Here is an 18,933-nt window from a genome sequence, read left to right as displayed (position 1 = left end):
TGGATCGACGACTACTGTGAAGTCCACCCGCACTCCGGTCTCAAGTTCCGCTCACCACGCGAGTTCCTGCGCCTCAGTGCTTAAACCAACCGCCGCCTGTCCGGTGAAACGGGGTCAACTCCAGACGGCGGGTTCTCCTTTGTCCGATCGTCAGCCGATCATGGCAGCACACGCTAACAGCGCGCGTGGTACCATAACCCGCCCTTGAGGCGGGTTTCGCGTTCAGCGCTGATCTCTAAGCGTCGCCTACGATCACCGTGACCGTTCCGGTTCCCGCGCAGGTAGGACAATCCGTCCCATCCTTCCGGCCGCTGCCGCCGCAATCCGGGCACACGTCCGGTGCGCTTTGCTTCGTGCCGGGTTCCGTTTCATCGCCTGGTAATGGAGGGGTGTCGCTCATGGCTGTCTCCTTTTCGGGATCAACCCACACTGCGTTGCCTTCGTTCCGGTTGCTGCGGCGGTTAGGTTCGCGGCTCGCATAGAAATGAAGGTCACAGGCGAGCACGGGCCAGCGAGCGGAGAAGAGGGCGCGTGTCGCATGGAAACCCGCGGCTGATCGGGGTCGGGCGGGAGAATACATCGGCCGAACTGGTCTTGCCGCCACGCGTCTACGCTTAACCACCGATTGTGCCGCTTAGGCCGTAGCTTATCGCCCTGAACACGCCGCTGGCGCGAAGCGGCTTACTTGCGGGCAATCAGCCCTTCCAGCCGGGCAATGCGTGCTTCGAGCTCATCGCGCGCTTGTTCGGCCGCCTGTAACGCAAGTTCGTCGCCGAAGATCAGCTCATAGCTCAGCGGATCATAGAACCGCATCAGCGTCGTCGCGAACTCGCGTGCGGCGATGTTCAGGACCTCGGCCCAAACGCGCATCTGGGCGGGCGGCACGCGGCCGCGGCCGGATTCGATCTGCGAGATGAAGGTGTAATAGTCGATGCCCACGGCCTTCGCGAGGTCGCGCTGCGACAGGCCCGCGGCTTCACGCTTGCCTTTCAGCCAGCGGCCGGCTTCCTGGCGCAGGCGCAGCACCTCGTCCTGGGCGATTCCCTGCTGCGGATGCGTGAACATTTCCTCTGGTCCTTCTCTCGTCCTGGTTGTGCGGCTATCCGGTTGCCCGTCAGATGGCCGCTGTGCAAAACACTTTCGGCTTTTTGGAACGACTGCCCGCAAGGGTGTTTCCCAGATGGGAGGGCAGCATGCTGATCCTGATGAACCAAGGTTTAGCGGACATCCTGGCGTTGTGCAACTAGGAGACGAGAAAATCCGCATGCCTGCAACTTTTCCGGTTGACAGCGAAAAGCAACCGGAGATAGTAACCACCATATGCGGTACAACTGAATGCGCCGCATGAACACTGGATGCTTTGCCGACAGCCGGCCCATGGAGGGATGGGCGGGCGGTGTCCGGATGTCCCCGCGCAACCCAAGGGAACCCCAATGGACGAGATTCAAAAGATTTACATCGCGCTCTTCGGTCGTCCGGCCGATCCGCTCGGCCTCCAGTACTTCGCCGAAGAAACCAACAACGGCCAGGATCTGAGCGCGATCGGCGATCTGGCTGCTTCGGCTGAGTACCAGAGCCGCTTTGCAGGCCAGAACCCAGCCCAGATCGTGAACTCGATCTACCAGTCTCTCTTCGGCCGTCCCGCCGATGCTGCTGGGCTGGCCTACTTTGTTGCTGAGCTCACCTCGGGCCGTCAGAATATCAATACCATCGCCATCAACATCGCTGACGGCGCTCAGGGTACTGATCTCGAGACGCTCAACAATAAGATCGTTGCTGCCAACAACTTCACCAATGCTCTCGACACTGGTCCTGAAATCGTTGGCTACTCCGGCGACGCAGCTGCTGCTGCCGGTCGGGCTTTCCTTCAGGGCGTGACCGCTGACGACAGCACCATCCCGACGGCTACTGCTACGGACGCTGCAGTCGTTAACGCTACCCAGTCGGGCGGCGGCGGCACGGGCGCTACGTTCACGCTGACCACCGGCGATGACTTTGCTGACCAGGCTGGTTCGAGCCGTCTCGATGGCAACATTCCGAGCGACTTCCGCTTCAGCACGACAAACGATACCGTGGTTGCAAGCACTGCAACTCTCGATGCGACCGACGTCCTGTCCGATGCTTCTACCACTGATGAAGATATCGTTCAGCTTTCGGTGACCGCGGCTACGCAGGTAACGAACTTCACCAATCTTGAGAACTTCGATGTGACGTTCTCCAACGGTGGTGGCGACGTGACTTTCGTGACTACTACGGGCATCAAGGACATCGATCTGTTCGGCACGGTGAATGCATCGGTGGAACTCGTTGATGTTGCTGATACCGGAGTCTCGTCGATCGACGGTTCCGCTCTTCGTGCCTTTGGCTTTGAAGCCGACCTGACTGGCGTTACCCGCGGCTTGACAATCGTTGGTTCGGCTCAGGCTGACATCGTCGTCGGTGGTGCCGGATCCGACACTTTCACGATGGGTGCAGGCGACGACCAGATCACCGATGGCGCAGGCGCTGACGTCATCACCGGTGGCGCAGGCAACGACGCCATCACGCTGGCAAATGACTCGGCTAGCGACCGCATCGTGTTCGAAGCTACGCGGTCGGCTAATGGTCAGGACACGATCACCGGTTTCACCGGCGGTGGAACGAATGGTGACGTCCTGGCCGTCTCTGCCTTCTTAGGTGAGGCTGTGTCTGCTCAGATCATCTCGGGCGATACGTATGTCGCAGGCGTTGCTCAGGATGACGGTCCGCTCGGTACCGCAGCAAGCGGGGTAACCGCTGGTGCGGATAGCAACGTGCTGATCGTTCGCTTCGACACCGACGTGACGACAGAGGCTCAGCTCGAAGCCGTCATCAACGCCAACACTGGCGCCCTCAATTTGGCCGGTGAGAGCAAGTACGTGATTGCTCTCGATAACGCCACGGGTGCCGGCGGTGCCCACCAGTTGTTCTACGTTACCACTGACTTCCTTGGCGAAGTGAGCGCAGACAGCGTTCAGTTGGTCGGGACGGTCACGACCCTTGGCGACCTCACGGCTGCCAACTTCGCTTAATCATCTCGCAAGAGACTGATCGGAAACCCGGCGTCTTCGGACGGCGGGTTTTTGCTGTCTGCTGTCGACTTGGGCGAAGCACCTTCTTTGTTCACTGCGGCGGCCGTTTGCCGCCGATGGACAACAAAAGGTGTAAGTCTCCCTTCCATTCTTCCCGCTTAAGTTGTAGCTCCCGGCTCAGTTTTCCTTTCGAGCTAGAACCGCATGCCGACCATTACGGGCCGCCACCTTGGCACCTGGAGCCATGTCATCGACACCAGCCGCGTTTATGTCGACGGGCTCCTTGCCGACTATTTCCTTGTTTCGGAGGAAGCCAAGCGCACGGGGCTGCCGCTGCAGGACTTCTTTGGCGCGATCGATGAAGCCGACCGCGACTACCTCACGGGCGAAACGCGGCGCGCCATCGCCGATGGCAGCGTGCTGGACATCTTCTACCACGTGAACACGCACCGGGGCCTGCGCGTGGTGCGCGTGGTGGGGCGCTGTTATTATCGCGACGACGGCGCTCCTTTCCTGTTCAGCGGCGCGACCTTCGATGCCACGCCCAGTGATGGCGCTCTGATCAACGCGGTTGTCACCGGTGATCTCGATGAGGAGGACGACCAGGGCTAGTCCAGGGGCCCGCGCGCTACCGCGTCGGTCCGCCGCTACCGTCCGGCGCTCGCATGCGCTATGGCTCGGCCTTGTTCCGCTATCGGTTGCCGCGCTCTCCCATGCACATTCTCCACGTCTTCAAGACCTATCTGCCGGAAGGCTTTGCCGGCGTGGAACGCGTGATCCATGCGATCGCGGAAGGGGCTGCGGAGGAGGGGATCCGCAGCACGGTGTTTACGCTCGGCACAAGCGCCAGCCGCGGCAGGCTGCCGGTCGGACGGCACGGTGTGGTGGTCGCCCGGCGCGATCTTGACCTCGCCTCGACGCCGATCGCCTTTGGGGCCGCAGGTCAGTTTCGCCGCCTCGCGCGCGAGGCCGATCTCATCCACTACCATTTCCCCTGGCCGATGATGGACCTGTGGCACCTGTTTGCCGGCGGGACCACCAAGCCGAGCCTCGTGACCTACCACTCCGACATCGTGAAGCAGGCCGCCCTGCTGCGACTCTACCGGCCGCTCATGATGCGCTTCCTCGGGTCCGTCGACTGGATCGTTGCGACCTCGCCAAACTATCTAGCGACCAGTCCGGTGCTGGGCGCCTTTCGCGACAAGGTGAGCGTGATCCCGCTCGGCATCGACCCCGCACCCTTCGCGGCGCCCGACCCGGCGCGGGTCCTCTTCTGGCGCGAGAAGCTGCCGGCGCGCTTCTTCTTGTTTGTTGGCGAACTCCGTTATTACAAGGGCCTGCCTTTTCTTCTCGAAGCAGCGCGGCAAACCGGCTTGCCGGTCGTGCTGGTGGGCAAGGGGTCGGCAGACCAGCCGAGCTTCGGCGCCATCCCGCCCCATGTGCATGTGCTTGGGCCGGTGGACGACAGCGACAAGGCGGCCCTGCTTCATCTGGCGGAAAGCTTCGTGTTCCCCTCGCATTTGCGCTCCGAAGCTTTCGGCGTCGCCCTGCTGGAAGCCGCCTTCAGCGGCAAGCCGATGATTTCCTGCGAGATTGGCACCGGCACCAGCTATGCCAACGTGGATGGCGAGACCGGCCTTGTGGTTGCGCCGGCCGATCCAGGTGCTCTGGCTTCGGCCATGACCACGCTGTGGCACGATCCGGCGCTGCGACAGGGGTTCGGCGCTGCGGCGAGGCTGCGGGCGCAGGCGCTGTTTCGCGGCGACCAGATGTCTGCCGCCTACTGCGACCTGTACCGCGAACTCCTGCGGAAAGACGTGGCTCTTAAGCCAGCGCCCCAGTGAGATCGCCGACGAGCGCCAAGCTGCCGACCACGGAGATCGCGCTGCCGTCATCCATCACGTTGGTCCAGATGCCGATATCGTGCGAATTCATCAGCGCGGCATCGTGCTGCTCGATCAGCACACGACCACCGGAAATTTCCACCTCGTAGCTGCCGAAGTTCGACATCAGGGCAACGAGCGTGCTGGTCAGCGTATCGCCGTTGAGGCTGGTTTCCCGGAACAAGCCGACATCGGCATTCAGCAGATCGAGATTGCCGACCGTGATCTCGCCGATGCCCTTGACCACGGCCAAGGTCACACTCGCATCCTTGTCGAGAAGGACCTTGTCGCTGACAGGGAAAAGCGTGGTGGTGGCGGTGCTGCTTGCCGGAAGCTTGGTTGGCTCGTCGGCGGCCAGGACCAGCGGCTTCACCGTGGTTGCGGCGAGGCTGGCAACTTCAACGGTCGCGCCGCCGCTTTGCGCTGCGGTCTCCGTGGAAGCGGGAGCGGAGGAAGGTTGGGTGGTGCTCACATTGCCGCTGCCGCCACTTGCCGCAGGCCGCTCCGCCGGATGTGGTTCCGCAGCCTCGGCGCGCTCCGGTGGTTGTTCGGCGGACGAGTCCGCGGCCGCCATGCGCACCGCAGCAGCGGCGGGAGCCGCTGGGACTGCCTTGACGTTGACCGCGATCTGAACCTTCGCATCTAAGTCGAGCGCAACCACCTGAACGGCTTCTGTAGCCGGTCCATTGATGGGCGCCTGCAAAGGATCCACAGTCAATGCGGCAGTGTCCTGGCTGACCTCGACCACAGGCGATCCGATGTCCTGCGGCAACTCAGGCGCGGCCAGGACCGTGTCTCCGCTGCCATGCTCGGATGCCTGGCTGCGGGAAAATTCCAGTGTGAGGATGGCGCCTGCGAGGGCTGCCGCTGCCGCAGGCGTGTCCGCCATGTCGAGTAGGCGGCCAAGAACCTGATGCATCCGGCCGGAGACGCTGAGATCCTGCTTGCGGGTGGTGTCGACGGTGGCTGGATCGATCACGATGCCCTTGGCATGAGCCTGGCTGTTTTCGAGCTTGAAAAGCAGGAAAACCGCGGAGATCGACATGATGATCCGTGCTGCCGGATGGAGCAGGACATTCGAGTTCCGTTCCTCACGCAGCGTGATGACCTGCCGCACTTCGGCTTCGAAATCCGTGATGATGTCATGGATCGTGCTGCGGGTGAGCTTGATCCGCAGCGTTTCGCAGATCAGCACGCACCGGTTGTCGATGCGCGCGATGTGAAGAAACACGTCCTGCGTTGCCGTGTCGAAGAAGACCATCCACGGCTCGCCGACATCCGATACGCCACGATCCATGCCGATCTGGACGCCGTTCTGAACCAGCAGGCGATGCGCCCGGTAAAAATCGGCCAGCTCCTGTTGCGACCAATCGCGGGCAACCGGCGCGGGTTCGGATGCAGCGGACCGGCGAAACGGAAGAATGCGCATACAAAACCCAGTGCTTGCGTCGAACGGAGTGGAAGATAGCACGTCCGGCGCGGAAGTACATATCTTGTGGGTGCCGACAGCCGCGTGCCGCGGCAGCGCGGCACGTCGGCAACAGTGCCGCGCTTACTGCTCCAGGAGACCCTTGGAGAACGAGTCAGCCATCGGCTTGGTGAGGTACTGGACAAGCGTGCGCTCGGCGCCCACGAAGATTACGTCAGCTGGCATGCCAGGCACCAGACGCCCCTTCACGTTGGGGGGAACGTCCTTCTCGGCAACCGTCACGCGGGCGACATAGTATGGCTCCACCCGCTCATCCTCCGGCTGCACCACATCCTGCGACAGCACCTCGACCGTTCCGAAGATGATCGGCGTGGTGCGGCTGGAAAAGGCGGACAGCCGGACTTCGGCGACGTTGCCAATGGAGACATTGTCGATGTCGATCGGGCGAATGCGCGCGTTGATGATGAGATCGTCATCCAGCGGGATCAGATCCATCAGCGGTTCGGCGGGACGAACCACGCCCGACTTGGTGTGGATCTGAATGTTCTGGATCATGCCGCGAACCGGTGCGCGGATCACCGTGCGGTCCAGCACGTCGCGCGCCTGGATGACCCGCTCGCTGGTTTCGTTGACCTGATCGCGAACCTCGCGCAGCTCGTTGCTGGCGCGTTCCACGAACTCCTGGCTGATCTGGAGGATCTGCAGCCGTGTTTCGGCGATGGTTTGATTGACCTTTGCCGTTTCCGCAATGATGCGACCCAGATTGCCTTCAATCTCGATGCGCGAGCGCGTGAGCTGAGCCACCTGGTTGGTTGCGACCACCCCGCCCTTCTGACCCCTGGTCAGGCGAGTGATTTCCTCCACCATCGAGCTTTGCTGTTCGGCAAAGGATTCGCGCTGGGCTTCAAGCCCCACGATCTCATTCTGCAGCTGCTCGATGCGGGCCCCGAGAATGTCGATCTGCCCCTTTTTCGTGGCGAGCCGGTCTCGGAAGGAGTTGCGCTGAAGGCGGATGTGCAGCGGCTCCTCGCCATTTTCGTCCTTCACGACGAGATCAGGCGGGAATTCCAAGGTTTCCAGGTTCGCCGCTTCGGCCTGCAAACGCGCTTCGGTTGCGCGCAGCAGATTCCAACGCTGGCTCAGGATTTCGAAGTTGCCCTCAGCCTGCTTCTGATCAAGCCGTGCCAGGATGTCGCCCGCCTCGACGATGTCGCCTTCCTGAACGGGAATATCGGAAACGATACCGCCCTCGAAGTGCTGGATGACCTTGCGGTTGCTGAACACGGCAACCTGACCAGATGCCACCACGCCGCTGGACAAGGGCGCCGTAGATGCCCAGGTTCCGAACACACCAAACGCCAAGGCAATGGTGACATAGCCGGCAACCACGAACGGGCGCGGCGAGAAGCCCTCGGAGCCGTTTGGTGCGGGTAGCTTCAACATCTTGATTTCTCCCTGGGCTCGCCTTCGGCGAACGCCACCTGATTGATCTAGCTCGCGACTGTCATGTTGCGCGGAGCACCACCTTCGCCGATCTGCTGCACGGGCGCAGACGGCGCAACGGCCTTCGGCTGCAGGACTTCCTTTGTCGGGCCGAAGGCGCGCATGCGGCCATCGGCAAGGATAAGTGCCTTGTCGCTCAGCGCAAGCAAACCGATCTTGTGGCTGACAAACATCACCGTGCGCTTGCGTTCCTTGAGGTCCCGCAAGGAGCGTACCAGTGCTTCCTCGCCATCCATGTCGAGATTGGCATTCGGTTCGTCAAGGATCAGCACTGCAGGATCGCCAAACAATGCCCGTGCAAGCCCGATGCGCTGGCGCTGGCCGCCCGACAGCTGCCGCCCGCCGACTCCGATCTGCGTTTCATAGCCGTCGGGAAGGCTTTGGATCAGTTCATGAACGCCGGCGCGCTGGGCCGCCAGCACGATGTCCGCGTCCGAGGCTTCCTTGAACCGCGCGATGTTTTCGGCGATCGTTCCTGCAAATAGTTCAACAGTTTGCGGCAGGTATCCAACATGCTTGCCGAGTTCGTCGGCGTTCCAATGCTGGAGCTCGGAGCCATCAAGGCGCACGGCTCCAGAAAGCGGCTGCCAGACACCCACGAGTGCACGCACGAGGCTAGACTTGCCTGCGCCGCTTGGTCCTACAACCGCCAGCGCTTCGCCGGGCTCCAGAACAAAGGAAACGCCGGCAATGATCGGCGACCGCGAGCCCGGAGGGGCGACAATTAGGTTTTCCGCCGCCATGCGCCCTTCCGGCGCGGGCAGTTCCAGACGCTCCGCTTCACCCGGCACTCGGCTGAAAAGGTCCTTGAGACGCCCATAGGCGGTGCGGGCACCGATGAACTGCTTCCATTGGCCAACCACCTGATCAACCGGGGCCAGTGCGCGGCCCATCATGATGGAGGCCGCCACCATCACACCGGGGGAGATCTCCTTTTCAAGGGCGAGGTAGGCGCCGGTTCCGAGGATCGCAACCTGCAGCACCATGCGCACGAATTTCGACGCGGACAAAAGAACGCCGGCGCGGTCGCTGGCGGTTGCCTGAAGTTCGAGCGTTTTGCGGTGCATCGCACTCCAGCGGCCGCGCAGGCTCTTTTCCATGCCGAGGGCGCGAATGACTTCGACGTTCTGGAGCGTTGTGTTGGCGAAGTGCTGGGCCGCCTGGGACGAAGTGTTGGCTTCGTTCAGCGTCTTCTTGGTTGCAACTTCGTTCAAGATTGCAAGGATGAAGATGACGACCGCGCCTGCCGTTGCCACCCAGCCGATCCAGGGATGGAAGAAGAAGCACACGGCAAGGAAGATCGGAACCCAAGGCACATCGCACAGGGCAATGAGGCCTGCTCCGGTGAGGAACTCGCGCAGCCGGTCGATGTCGACCAGCGCGAACTCCGAGCGGGCGCTTGGCGATGACAGGGCGCTCGATACAACGCGGGTGAAAAGCGGGCTCGCCACGATCGAATCGAACTGCATGCCGGCGCGAACAAGCACGCGGGAGCGGATCCATTCCAGCACGCCGTAAACGATCAGCATCGCAACCGCGATCAGCGTCAAGGCAAGGAGCGTGACCTCGCTGCGGCTTTGCAGAACGCGGTCGTAAACCTGCAGCATGTAAAGCGGGCCAACGAACATGAGGGCGTTGATGGCGGCGCTGAAAATAACAACAGCCCCGAGGATCGCGCGGTAGCTGAGCAGAGCTTCCTTGAATGTATCTACTTTAATCATCGAGATCTGAGCAGCTTCGCATGTGTGTTTGTGCAGTTCTTGTCACGGAAGCGAAAGCTTCGCCTCGGCGACTATCCGGGTGTTCATGACGGGACGTCAAGGTGCATGCAGGAACTGCAGCCATTGTCGCAAGACAAACCTTTCGAGACACTTAGCTCGTGTCGTGGTAGCCGCTTGGGGCATGCCGGCGTCCGGAGCAAGAAAGCCGTTCCGCGGTTCCATCGCCACTGAATACGTCCGAATTGCGTTCATGTCCTGTTTCGCGGCAAATGTTCGAACAGAACGATCCGCGCTCCTTAGCACATGTGCGCGGAAGAACCACCTGTTAAGGTGTTTCTATACGCTGAAGAAACTGCCTGGACCCTCCGCACAGCCAATGACGGACCGCTTCCGGTCGGCTAGGCTGCGCCCGAGCGGCCGGTTGGAGTATCCGGCGGTACGAAAGGAGACGATCCGATGTTGGCTTGCATCAAGTCCTGCAAGGCCTTCGCCCTTGCGCTCGTGCTCGTCGCAGCCGGCCTTTCCGGCCCGGCCTCTGCCAGCGATAAGCTCACGGTATTTGCTGCCGCAAGCCTCAAAAACGCGCTCGATGCCGTGAACGCGGCATGGCAGGCAGACGGCGGCAAAAGCGCCGTGATTTCCTATGCGGCCAGCTCTGCACTCGCCCGGCAGATCGAGGCCGGCGCGCCGGCCGACATCTTCTTTTCAGCCGATCTCGACTGGATGCAATATCTTGCCGATCGCAACTTGATCCAGAAGGCCAGCCAAGCTCCAATCCTGGGCAATCGCATCGTGCTCGTGGCGCCTGCGGACAGTTCGGTGAACGCTGAGATCGCGCCGGGTTTTCCACTCCCAGCACTTCTCGGAGGCGGCAAGCTTGCAATGGCCAATGTGGATGCCGCACCCGCAGGCAAATACGGCAAGGCGGCGCTGGAGCAGCTCGGTGTCTGGCCATCTGTTGCTTCAAGCGTTGCGCAAGCGGAAAATGTCCGGGCTGCGCTTGCCCTTGTCGCCACCGGCGAAGCTCCGCTGGGAATCGTGTACCAGACGGATGCAGTGGCCCAACCGAAGGTGCGGGTGGTCGCCACCTTTCCCGAGGCCACCCATCCTCCGATCATTTATCCGGCGGCTTTGACGTCGGAAGCCACAAGCGCTGACGCCAAGGACTTCCTTCGCTTCATGCAGTCAGCAAAGGCACGGTCGCTGTTTGCAGCCCAAGGCTTCACCGTGCTTTCTCCGGTGTCGAACTGAGCGGGCAGGGCAGGGCGCAATGGACTGGCTGGCGTTGAGCCCCGAAGAGTGGAGCGCCGTACGCTTGTCGCTGTGGGTGTCGGTCTGGGCAACCCTCGCTAGCCTGCCTTTCGGCGTCCTGCTCGCCTTCGTCCTTGCCCGCAAGGAATTCAGGGGAAAGTCGCTGGTCAACGGGTTGGTGCATCTTCCGTTGATCCTGCCGCCGGTGGTGACCGGCTATCTTCTTCTGCTCGTGTTCGGCCGGCGGGCGCCGGTTGGATCGTTCCTTGAGCAATCGGTCGGACTGATCTTTTCGTTTCGGTGGACAGGCGCAGCGCTTGCCTGTGCCGTGATGGCCTTTCCCCTCATGGTGCGGGCCATCCGGTTGTCAATCGAAGCGGTGGATCACAAGCTTGAAGCCGCCGCCAGCACGCTTGGCGCCGGCCCGTTTTGGGTGTTCGTGACGGTGACCCTGCCGCTCATCCTGCCTGGGATCCTTGCCGGGATGATTCTCGCTTTCGCCAAGGCGATGGGCGAGTTCGGCGCCACCATCACCTTTGTTTCCAACATCCCAGGTGAAACGCAGACCCTGCCGTCCGCTATCTACACCTTCACGCAGGTGCCGGGCGGCGAAACCGGTGCGCTGCGATTGACGCTGGTGTCGATCGCCATCGCCATGGCGGCCTTGCTGGCATCGGAAGCATTGGCACGACGCTTGAACCGGCGGATGCACGCCGCATGAGCCTGCAAGTCGACGTGCGCCACCATGCAGGATCGTTCGGCCTGGATATGTGCTTCGAAAATCAGGACGGCTTGCTTGCGCTGTTTGGCCCCTCCGGTTCCGGCAAAACAACGCTTGTGAACCTCATTGCCGGCCTTGCGAAGCCAAGAGCAGGGCGCATCAGCGTCGACGGCGCGGTGCTTGTTGACGTCAAGGAGGGCGTTTTCGTGCCGCCGCACAAGCGTCGTGTCGGGTATGTCTTTCAGGACCCGCGCTTGTTCCCGCACCTGACAGTGCTGCAGAACCTGCGCTACGGAGAGTGGTTCACGCCGTCCTCCGAGCGCTATGCTTCCCTCCATCAAGTAGTCGACCTGCTAGGCATCCGGCATCTTCTGGCCCGCCGGCCCGCCCATCTGTCCGGCGGTGAAAAGCAACGGGTCGCGATCGGGCGCGCCTTGCTGGCCAGCCCGCGCCTGATCTTGATGGATGAGCCCCTGGCGGCACTGGATGACGCCCGCAAGGCTGAAATCCTGCCCTACATTGAGCAACTACGCGACGAGTTGCGCGTCCCAATTGTGTACGTCAGCCATTCCGTTGCCGAGGTATCGCGCCTCGCAAGTCACGTTATCCTGATGCGTGATGGGCAGGTGACGGCACAAGGTCCAGTTGAAACCGTTCTGACCCATGGTGATCTTCTTCCGCTCGGCGAGAAAGGCGAGGCGGGGTCGATCCTCCACCTTGTGGTGCAGGCGCATGACCACGCCTATCACCTGACCGAGTTGCAGTCTGCCGGCGGCAACTGGTTCCTGCCCCTGCTCAACGCTCCCGTCGGCGCACGGATCAAGATTCGCGTCAGGGCTCGTGACGTCACTCTTGCCTTGCAGCGCCCGGTTCAAGCCAGTGCGCTCAACATCCAGGAGGGGCATGTGGCGTCGGTTGCGCTTCATTCAGGGCCGGATGCGACGGTCGCCGTTGCAGTTGGCGGCGAACACCTTCATGCCTCCGTGACGCGCCGCTCCGTGGATGAACTCGCCTTGCGTCCTGGCGTGCCGGTGTTTGCGCTTGTGAAAAGCGTTACGCTCGGTCGCTGAAGTAGGCGAGCGGGCAGGCGTGAGGGATTCTCAACGTCAGGATCTCAATCCACGCGGTTCGACGGCCTCTCGTTCTGCGCTGTGGAAGTTTGAACGGCTCTCGACAATTAGCCCATAGGCTAGCTTGCACTTGGGCCAGTCCCATGCTTGGTTCGTCACGCAGCCGCGAGCTGTGAGCCGGTCCCAACGGCTCGAGCCTCTCGGGAGGAGGTCTCACCAAAAGGAAGCCCGGCGCCTGCCGGACGACAGTTGTGAAGCGTGAGGGTGGATGAGCGACATCATTCTAGCGGCCGAGAACCTGACCAAGGAGTTCAGGGGGTTTGTAGCGGTCGATGGCGTCAATCTTTCCGTGCGCCGGGGGCAGATCCATGCCCTGATTGGGCCGAACGGGGCTGGCAAGACCACCTGCTTCAACCTTTTGACCAAGTTCCTGCAGCCCACCAGGGGCAAGATCACCTATGCCGGCAAGGACATCACCAACCTCTTGTCCGCGGATATTGCGCGGCTCGGGCTGGTGCGCTCGTTCCAGATCTCGGCGGTGTTTCCGCATCTGACGGCGCTGGAAAATGTCCGCATCGCCTTGCAGCGCAAGCGCGGTGACAGTTTTGACTTCTGGCGCTCGCAAAAGATCCTGTCGCGCTTCGACAACGAAGCGCTGGCGCTGCTTGAGGAAGTGGGCCTGGCCGAGTTCGCCCACCACGAGGCCACTGAACTGTCTTACGGCCGCAAGCGTGCGCTGGAGATCGCCACGACGCTCGCGCTGAACCCCGACATGCTGCTTCTGGACGAACCGATGGCCGGCATGGCGCAAGCCGATGTCGAGCGCATCACCGCCTTGATCAAGCGCATTTCGGCCAACCGCACCATCCTGATGGTGGAACACAACCTATCGGTCGTGGCGACCTTGTCCGACACGATCACGGTTCTGGCACGCGGCAAGGTTCTGGCCGAAGGCGATTACGCCACCGTGTCCCAGGATCCGCGCGTGGTTGAAGCTTATATTGGAGCCGGTCATGGCTGAAGCTGCACTCGCCACCGAACGTCGCGCCACCGCCGCTTCGGCAGCGCCGCTGCTCACCGTGCGCGGGCTTGAAGCCTGGTATGGCGAAAGTCACGTCTTGCATGGCATCGACCTTGATGTGCGCTCCGGCGAAGTTGTGACCCTGCTTGGCCGCAACGGCGCAGGCAAAACCACCACGCTGAAGTCGATCATGGGCATGCTGCCCAAGCGCAAGGGCTCGGTTGTGTTCGAGGGCAAGGAACTGATGCACCTGCCGGCGCGCCACATCGCCAAGGCAGGCATCGCGATCTGCCCGGAAGAACGCGGTGTTTTCGCCTCCTTGTCCGTGCAGGAAAACCTGATGCTGCCGCCGAAAGTGCGCGACGGCGGCCTTTCCGTCCCGCAGATCTTCGAGCTTTTCCCGAACCTCAAGGAGCGGCTGTCGAGCCAGGGCACCAAGCTTTCGGGCGGCGAACAACAGATGCTGGCAATCGGCCGCATCCTGCGCACGGGCGCCAACCTGTTGCTCCTGGACGAGCCCACGGAAGGGCTGGCACCGGTGATCGTGCAGCAGATCGGCCACACGATCGCACGGCTGAAGAAAGAAGGCTTCACGATCGTGCTTGTGGAGCAGAATTTCCACTTCGCATCGTCGGTTGCTGACCGGCACTACATCGTCGAACAAGGTCGCACGGTGGACATGATCGAAAACAGCGAACTCGATGCGAACATGGACAAATTGCACGCCTATCTGGGCGTGTAGGGAGCCTGAACGGAGGCGCGACAAAGCGCCCGAACGGAGGAGAGAAAGATGAAGAAAACGAACCTGCTGCTGGCGACGCTCGCAGCGACACTGTTTGCGAGCACGGCTTTCGCGGATGTTGCGGTGAAGCTGGGGGTCCTGAACGACCGGTCCGGCGTTTATTCCGACATCACGGGCGAAGGCTCCGTGATTGCCGCGCAAATGGCCGTTGAAGATTTCAAGCCCGCGGAAAAGGGCATCAACGTCGAAATCGTCTCGGCCGATCACCAGAACAAGCCAGACATCGCCTCCAACATTGCCCGCCAGTGGTACGACCAAGACGGTGTGGATGTGATTCTTGACGTTCCGACGTCGTCCACCGCGCTTGCGGTTTCCGACATCACCCGTGAAAAGAACAAGATCTTCATGAACTCCGGTGGCGGTACCTCCGATCTCACCGGCAAGGCGTGCTCGCCCAATACCGTGCACTGGACCTATGACACCTGGCAGCTGGCCAACGGCACCGGTAGCGCAGTGGTGAAGGACGGCGGCAAGAAGTGGTTCTTCGTTGTTGCCGACTACGCTTTCGGCCAGGCGCTCGAACGCGACACGTCCGAAGTGGTGAAGGCCGCTGGTGGCGAAGTGGTGGGTTCGGTGCGTCACCCGTTCCCAGGCACCGACTTCTCTTCCTTCCTGCTGCAGGCGCAGTCGTCCGGTGCGGAAGTGATCGGCTTTGCCAATGCCGGCGGTGATACGATCAACTCAATCAAGCAGGCGGCTGAGTTCGGCATTGTCCAGGGCGGTCAGAAGCTTGCAGGTCTCCTGGTTTTCATCAATGACATCAAGTCGCTGGGCCTGGAAACGGCGCAGGGCCTTTACCTGTCGGAGACCTTCTACTGGGACCTGAACGACCAGACTCGCGAATGGTCGGCGCGCTTCGAAGAAAAGGCAGGCAAGAAGCCGAACATGGTACAGGCCGGCGTTTATGCTTCCGTGCTGCATTACCTGAAGGCGGTGGATGAGCTAGACAGCAAGGACGCTACCCAGGTCATGGCGAAGATGAAGGAAATGCCGACCGACGATCCGCTGTTTGGCAAGGGCGAGATCCGCAAGGACGGCCGCAAGATCCACCCTGCTTACCTGTTCCGCGTGAAGTCGCCGGATCAGTCGAAGGGTGAATGGGACCTCTACGAACTGGTTTCCACCATTCCGGCCGAGGAAGCCTTCCGCCCGCTCGACCAGGGCGGCTGCTCGCTCGTCCAGTAAGACCCCACACGATCCGGAGGCGTCGGCGCTTGTGTGCGCCGGCGCCTTTCTCGACTGCCGGTTTCAGGATGCTTGAATGATCGACCTTCTCGGGATTCCGCCCCAAGCCTTGTTCGGGCAGTTGCTGCTCGGCCTTATCAACGGCGCCTTTTATGCGATCCTGTCGCTGGGGCTGGCCATCATCTTCGGTCTTCTCAACATCATCAATTTCGCCCATGGCGCGCAGTACATGCTGGGTGCGCTGGTGTCCTGGATGCTCTTGAACTACCTCGGCATCAACTACTGGTGGGCGCTGTTGCTCGTGCCGATCATCGTGGGCTTCACCGGGGTGGTGCTTGAGCGGGTCCTGATCTCGCGGCTTTACCACCTCGATCATCTTTACGGACTGCTCCTGACCTTCGGCCTCGCGCTGATCATTCAGGGCTTTGCGCGCAACTACTACGGCATCTCGGGCCTGCCTTATACGATCCCCAGCCAGCTCGCAGGCGGCCAGAACCTCGGCTTCATGTTCCTGCCGAACTACCGCGGCTGGGTCGTCGTTGCCTCGCTGGCGGTTTGCATCACCACCTGGTTCGTGATCGAAAAAACCAAGCTCGGCGCTTACCTGCGCGCGGCAACCGAAAACCCGTCGCTTGTTGGCGCGTTCGGCATCAACGTGCCGCGCATGATCACGCTGACCTACGGCTTCGGTGTTGCGCTTGCCGCCTTTGCCGGCGTGCTTGCCGCGCCGATCTATTCGGTCAATCCCAACATGGGCGCGGACCTGATCATCGTGGTGTTTGCCGTGGTGGTGATCGGCGGCATGGGCTCGATCCTGGGCTCTATTCTCACCGGCTTTGGGCTCGGCCTTGTTGAGGGGCTGACCCGCGTCTTTTACCCCGAAGGATCGGCCGTCGTGATCTTTGTGATCATGGCCCTCGTGCTGCTTGTGAAACCTGCGGGTCTGTTCGGGAGAACTGCTTGATGTCCGTTGTTGCTGAACCCAACACGATGCGCCTTCCGGAAGAACGCACCACCGGTGCGATGCCCGGCTACCACATCGCCATCTTTGCCCTGCTGCTCGGGCTAGCCTTGATCGCACCCTTCTTCCTTTATCCAGTGTTCCTGATGAAGGTGATGTGCTTTGCGCTGTTTGCCTGCGCCTTGAACCTGCTGCTGGGCTTCGGCGGCCTTCTGTCGTTCGGGCATGCTGCCTTTTTCGGCGGTGCGGCCTATGTGTCGGCCCATGCCGCCAAGGTTTGGGGCCTGACGCCGGAGGTCGCGATCATCCTTGGCACCTTGAGCGGCGCGCTGCTTGGCCTGGTGATCGGCAGCTTTGCCATTCGGCGGCAGGGCATCTACTTCGCCATGGTGACGCTCGCCTTTGCGCAGATGGTCTATTTTGCCGCGCTGCAGATGCCCTTCACGGGCGGCGAAGACGGCATCCAGAACGTCCCGCGCGGCGACCTGTTCGGCGTGATCAGCCTGAACTCCGACATGTCGCTCTACTTCATGGTGCTGGCCATTGTGTTTGGCGGTCTGCTTGCGATCTACCGGATCATCCATTCGCCGTTCGGGCAGGTGCTGAAGGCGATCCGCGAAAACGAGCCGCGCGCCATCTCGCTTGGCTACCGTGTCAACAACTACAAGCTGACCGTGTTCGTGTTGTCCGCCGCTCTCGCCGGTCTTGCCGGCGCCACCAAGGCGATCGTGTTCCAGCTGGCTTCACTCACCGACGTCCACTGGTCGATGTCGGGTGAGGCGGTGTTGATGACGCTGATCGGTGGCATGGGCACGGTGTTCGGGCCGCTTGTGGGCGCCGCGATCATCGTCACCATGCAGAACTACCTGGCGAGCCTCGGCGCCTGGGTCACCATCATCCAGGGCTTCATCTTCGTGATCGCGGTGCTCCTGTTCCGCGAAGGCGTCGTGGGCCTGATCGCCAAAAGGCTGCGCCGGCCGCTTTGACGGCTCAGATCCCGCTTGACAGGGCCAGTGCAACTGGTCCCAAGCCTGCTTGCAGCCGATGCGAGGCGTGATCTTCGCCTGCGGCGGAACAACAGCGGGGCGGAATGAGCGGGATCGTTATCATCGGAACGGGCGAGGCCGGCGTCGGAACGGCGGTGGCCCTGCGCACGAAGGGCTATCAGGGCGACATCACGCTTGTTGGTGATGAGCCGCATCTGCCTTATCGCCGCCCGCCTTTGTCGAAGGAGTTCCTCAAGGGCGATGCCCTTCCCGAAACCCTGATGCTTCGGCCCGACGCGTTCTTTGCGAGCAGCCGGATCGACCTGCGAACCGGTGTGCATGCGCACTCCATTGATCGCCCCGGCAAGAAGGTGCGCCTCGACGGGGGCGAAACGCTTTCCTACGAGCACCTCGTTCTCGCAACGGGCGCCCGCAACAACGTGCTTTCGGTTCCGGGTCATGATCTTGATGGCGTGTTCGGCTTGCGGACGCTGGACGACGCCAGCCGCTTGCGCGCGCGGCTGATCGAAGGCCAATCCATCGCCATTGTTGGCGCGGGCTTCATCGGTCTCGAAATGGCAGCTGCCGCCAGAAGCGCCGGCATGCAGGTTCACGTGATTGAGGCGGCGGGTCGCGTGATGGGACGCGCGGTTTCCACCGAAATCTCGACCTTCTTTGCCGAGGCGCACGCCGCAGCGGGAACCCAGATCTTGCTTGGCACCCAGGTGACGGCCCTGCGTGGAAACCAAGGCAAGGTAGCGGAAGTTGTGTTGAGCGACGGGCGATTCATCCCGGCAACCACAGTGCTGGTCGGCATCGGCGTCACGCCCAATGTCGACCTTGCGGAAGCTGCCGGTCTCGTTGTGGCGAACGGCATTGTGGTTGACGCATGCTTGCTGACAGCCGACCCTGCGATCTCCGCGATCGGTGATTGCGCGCGTTTCCCCAGCGCACACACCGGGGATCTTCTGCGGGTTGAATCCGTGCAGAACGCAAACGACCAGTCGAAGCTGGTAGCTAACCGCGTCGTCACCGGCGAAACGGCACCCTACCAGAGCCTGCCATGGTTCTGGAGCTACCAAGGCCCGCTGCGTTTGCAGATTGCCGGAATCACCACGGGCTACGACAGCACCGTCGTCACTGGCGACCGCGCGGCCGGCGCTTTCTCCGTTTATTGCTTTCGCCATGGGCGACTGCTTGGCGTTGAGTCCGTGAACAAGCCCGCGGATCACGTGGCAGCAAGGCGCATCCTGGAGCGAGGGCTACTGCTTTCCCCCGACGAGGTATCGCGGGCAGACTTCGATCCGAAAGCCTTCGCGCTTGGAGCGGAGGCTTCCGCCCCGCGATGAT

Annotated in this window: 17 protein-coding genes; 12 read left to right on the top strand and 5 right to left on the bottom strand. The window is 61.9% G+C overall.

All coding sequences use genetic code 11. The features are described from left to right. Nucleotides 1-235: 235 nt before the first annotated feature. A complete protein-coding gene (locus tag J5Y06_RS12840) occupies nt 236-400 on the bottom strand; it encodes a hypothetical protein (RefSeq protein ID WP_209335532.1) in 165 nt (54 codons plus the stop codon). Nucleotides 401-681: 281 nt separating this feature from the next. Continuing rightward, nucleotides 682-1,065, bottom strand: a complete 384-nt coding sequence (locus tag J5Y06_RS12835) for a helix-turn-helix domain-containing protein (protein WP_209335531.1) — start codon at nt 1,063-1,065, stop codon at nt 682-684. A gap of 368 nt (nt 1,066-1,433) precedes the next feature. Between J5Y06_RS12835 and J5Y06_RS12830 the strand changes: the two genes are divergently transcribed. The 3 genes from J5Y06_RS12830 to J5Y06_RS12820 all read left to right on the top strand — a co-directional run bounded on the left by J5Y06_RS12830 (nt 1,434) and on the right by J5Y06_RS12820 (nt 4,894). After that, nucleotides 1,434-3,050, top strand: a complete 1,617-nt coding sequence (locus J5Y06_RS12830) for a DUF4214 domain-containing protein (protein ID WP_209335530.1) — start codon at nt 1,434-1,436, stop codon at nt 3,048-3,050. A 204-nt stretch (nt 3,051-3,254) separates the two neighbouring features. Then, a complete protein-coding gene (locus J5Y06_RS12825) occupies nt 3,255-3,662 on the top strand; it encodes a hypothetical protein (RefSeq protein WP_209335529.1) in 408 nt (135 codons plus the stop codon). A gap of 101 nt (nt 3,663-3,763) precedes the next feature. Next, a complete protein-coding gene (locus J5Y06_RS12820) occupies nt 3,764-4,894 on the top strand; it encodes a glycosyltransferase (RefSeq protein ID WP_209335584.1) in 1,131 nt (376 codons plus the stop codon). Here the strand turns inward: J5Y06_RS12820 and J5Y06_RS12815 are convergent. The 3 genes from J5Y06_RS12815 to J5Y06_RS12805 form a co-directional block, all read right to left on the bottom strand. After that, nucleotides 4,875-6,362 carry an SPOR domain-containing protein gene (locus J5Y06_RS12815; RefSeq protein WP_209335528.1) on the bottom strand — a complete coding sequence of 496 codons (1,488 nt, stop codon included), beginning with the start codon at nt 6,360-6,362 and terminating at the stop codon, nt 4,875-4,877. The genes J5Y06_RS12820 and J5Y06_RS12815 overlap by 20 nt on opposite strands. A 123-nt stretch (nt 6,363-6,485) precedes the next feature. After that, nucleotides 6,486-7,805: an HlyD family type I secretion periplasmic adaptor subunit gene (locus tag J5Y06_RS12810; protein ID WP_209335527.1), complete on the bottom strand. Its 1,320-nt coding sequence runs from the start codon at nt 7,803-7,805 to the stop codon at nt 6,486-6,488. A gap of 47 nt (nt 7,806-7,852) precedes the next feature. Further along, entirely contained in the window at nt 7,853-9,586 is a 1,734-nt protein-coding gene (locus J5Y06_RS12805; RefSeq protein ID WP_209335526.1) for a type I secretion system permease/ATPase, read from the bottom strand. Nucleotides 9,587-10,042: 456 nt separating this feature from the next. On the opposite strand from J5Y06_RS12805, the gene modA reads away from it, so the two are divergent. From modA to J5Y06_RS12760, 9 genes are all read left to right on the top strand, one after another. Further along, complete coding sequence (gene modA / locus J5Y06_RS12800) at nt 10,043-10,837, top strand: molybdate ABC transporter substrate-binding protein (protein WP_209335525.1); 795 nt, start codon at nt 10,043-10,045, stop codon at nt 10,835-10,837. 19 nt (nt 10,838-10,856) lie between these two features. Further along, a complete protein-coding gene (gene modB, locus J5Y06_RS12795) occupies nt 10,857-11,558 on the top strand; it encodes a molybdate ABC transporter permease subunit (protein WP_209335524.1) in 702 nt (233 codons plus the stop codon). Further along, nucleotides 11,555-12,628 (top strand): molybdenum ABC transporter ATP-binding protein, encoded by a 1,074-nt coding sequence (modC, locus tag J5Y06_RS12790; protein WP_209335523.1) that lies wholly within the window; start codon nt 11,555-11,557, stop codon nt 12,626-12,628. The genes modB and modC overlap by 4 nt, the downstream gene beginning before the upstream one ends. 268 nt (nt 12,629-12,896) lie before the next feature. Continuing rightward, complete coding sequence (locus J5Y06_RS12785) at nt 12,897-13,649, top strand: ABC transporter ATP-binding protein (RefSeq protein WP_209335522.1); 753 nt, start codon at nt 12,897-12,899, stop codon at nt 13,647-13,649. After that, complete coding sequence (locus J5Y06_RS12780; RefSeq protein ID WP_209335521.1) at nt 13,642-14,391, top strand: ABC transporter ATP-binding protein; 750 nt, start codon at nt 13,642-13,644, stop codon at nt 14,389-14,391. The genes J5Y06_RS12785 and J5Y06_RS12780 overlap by 8 nt, the downstream gene beginning before the upstream one ends. A gap of 48 nt (nt 14,392-14,439) precedes the next feature. Next, complete coding sequence (locus J5Y06_RS12775) at nt 14,440-15,636, top strand: ABC transporter substrate-binding protein (RefSeq protein ID WP_209335520.1); 1,197 nt, start codon at nt 14,440-14,442, stop codon at nt 15,634-15,636. 76 nt (nt 15,637-15,712) lie between these two features. Beyond that, nucleotides 15,713-16,600, top strand: coding sequence for a branched-chain amino acid ABC transporter permease (locus J5Y06_RS12770; protein ID WP_209335519.1), 888 nt, complete (start codon nt 15,713-15,715; stop codon nt 16,598-16,600). Then, nucleotides 16,600-17,583 carry a branched-chain amino acid ABC transporter permease gene (locus J5Y06_RS12765; RefSeq protein ID WP_425348070.1) on the top strand — a complete coding sequence of 328 codons (984 nt, stop codon included), beginning with the start codon at nt 16,600-16,602 and terminating at the stop codon, nt 17,581-17,583. Before J5Y06_RS12770 ends, J5Y06_RS12765 begins: the two co-directional genes overlap by 1 nt. A gap of 104 nt (nt 17,584-17,687) precedes the next feature. Beyond that, nucleotides 17,688-18,932, top strand: coding sequence for an NAD(P)/FAD-dependent oxidoreductase (locus J5Y06_RS12760; RefSeq protein ID WP_209335518.1), 1,245 nt, complete (start codon nt 17,688-17,690; stop codon nt 18,930-18,932). Nucleotide 18,933 lies beyond the last annotated feature (1 nt).

Source organism: Tianweitania sediminis, assembly GCF_017813335.1.
Classification (GTDB): domain Bacteria; phylum Pseudomonadota; class Alphaproteobacteria; order Rhizobiales; family Rhizobiaceae; genus Tianweitania; species Tianweitania sediminis.
The sequence above is the reverse complement of the archived record's forward strand: the minus strand, read 5'-3'. Positions and strand labels throughout refer to the sequence as shown.

What these genes read in the sequence shown, in the direction of transcription:
- J5Y06_RS12775 (WP_209335520.1), top strand. Translation starts at nt 14,440, where the DNA reads ATGAAGAAAACGAACCTGCTGCTGGCGACGCTCGCAGCGACACTGTTT.
- J5Y06_RS12805 (WP_209335526.1), bottom strand. Translation starts at nt 9,586, where the DNA reads ATGATTAAAGTAGATACATTCAAGGAAGCTCTGCTCAGCTACCGCGCG.
- J5Y06_RS12810 (WP_209335527.1), bottom strand. Translation starts at nt 7,805, where the DNA reads ATGTTGAAGCTACCCGCACCAAACGGCTCCGAGGGCTTCTCGCCGCGC.
- J5Y06_RS12830 (WP_209335530.1), top strand. Translation starts at nt 1,434, where the DNA reads ATGGACGAGATTCAAAAGATTTACATCGCGCTCTTCGGTCGTCCGGCC.
- J5Y06_RS12840 (WP_209335532.1), bottom strand. Translation starts at nt 400, where the DNA reads ATGAGCGACACCCCTCCATTACCAGGCGATGAAACGGAACCCGGCACG.
- J5Y06_RS12770 (WP_209335519.1), top strand. Translation starts at nt 15,713, where the DNA reads ATGATCGACCTTCTCGGGATTCCGCCCCAAGCCTTGTTCGGGCAGTTG.
- modB (WP_209335524.1), top strand. Translation starts at nt 10,857, where the DNA reads ATGGACTGGCTGGCGTTGAGCCCCGAAGAGTGGAGCGCCGTACGCTTG.
- J5Y06_RS12785 (WP_209335522.1), top strand. Translation starts at nt 12,897, where the DNA reads ATGAGCGACATCATTCTAGCGGCCGAGAACCTGACCAAGGAGTTCAGG.
- J5Y06_RS12815 (WP_209335528.1), bottom strand. Translation starts at nt 6,362, where the DNA reads ATGCGCATTCTTCCGTTTCGCCGGTCCGCTGCATCCGAACCCGCGCCG.
- modA (WP_209335525.1), top strand. Translation starts at nt 10,043, where the DNA reads ATGTTGGCTTGCATCAAGTCCTGCAAGGCCTTCGCCCTTGCGCTCGTG.
- J5Y06_RS12760 (WP_209335518.1), top strand. Translation starts at nt 17,688, where the DNA reads ATGAGCGGGATCGTTATCATCGGAACGGGCGAGGCCGGCGTCGGAACG.
- J5Y06_RS12780 (WP_209335521.1), top strand. Translation starts at nt 13,642, where the DNA reads ATGGCTGAAGCTGCACTCGCCACCGAACGTCGCGCCACCGCCGCTTCG.
- J5Y06_RS12765 (WP_425348070.1), top strand. Translation starts at nt 16,600, where the DNA reads ATGTCCGTTGTTGCTGAACCCAACACGATGCGCCTTCCGGAAGAACGC.
- J5Y06_RS12825 (WP_209335529.1), top strand. Translation starts at nt 3,255, where the DNA reads ATGCCGACCATTACGGGCCGCCACCTTGGCACCTGGAGCCATGTCATC.
- modC (WP_209335523.1), top strand. Translation starts at nt 11,555, where the DNA reads ATGAGCCTGCAAGTCGACGTGCGCCACCATGCAGGATCGTTCGGCCTG.
- J5Y06_RS12820 (WP_209335584.1), top strand. Translation starts at nt 3,764, where the DNA reads ATGCACATTCTCCACGTCTTCAAGACCTATCTGCCGGAAGGCTTTGCC.
- J5Y06_RS12835 (WP_209335531.1), bottom strand. Translation starts at nt 1,065, where the DNA reads ATGTTCACGCATCCGCAGCAGGGAATCGCCCAGGACGAGGTGCTGCGC.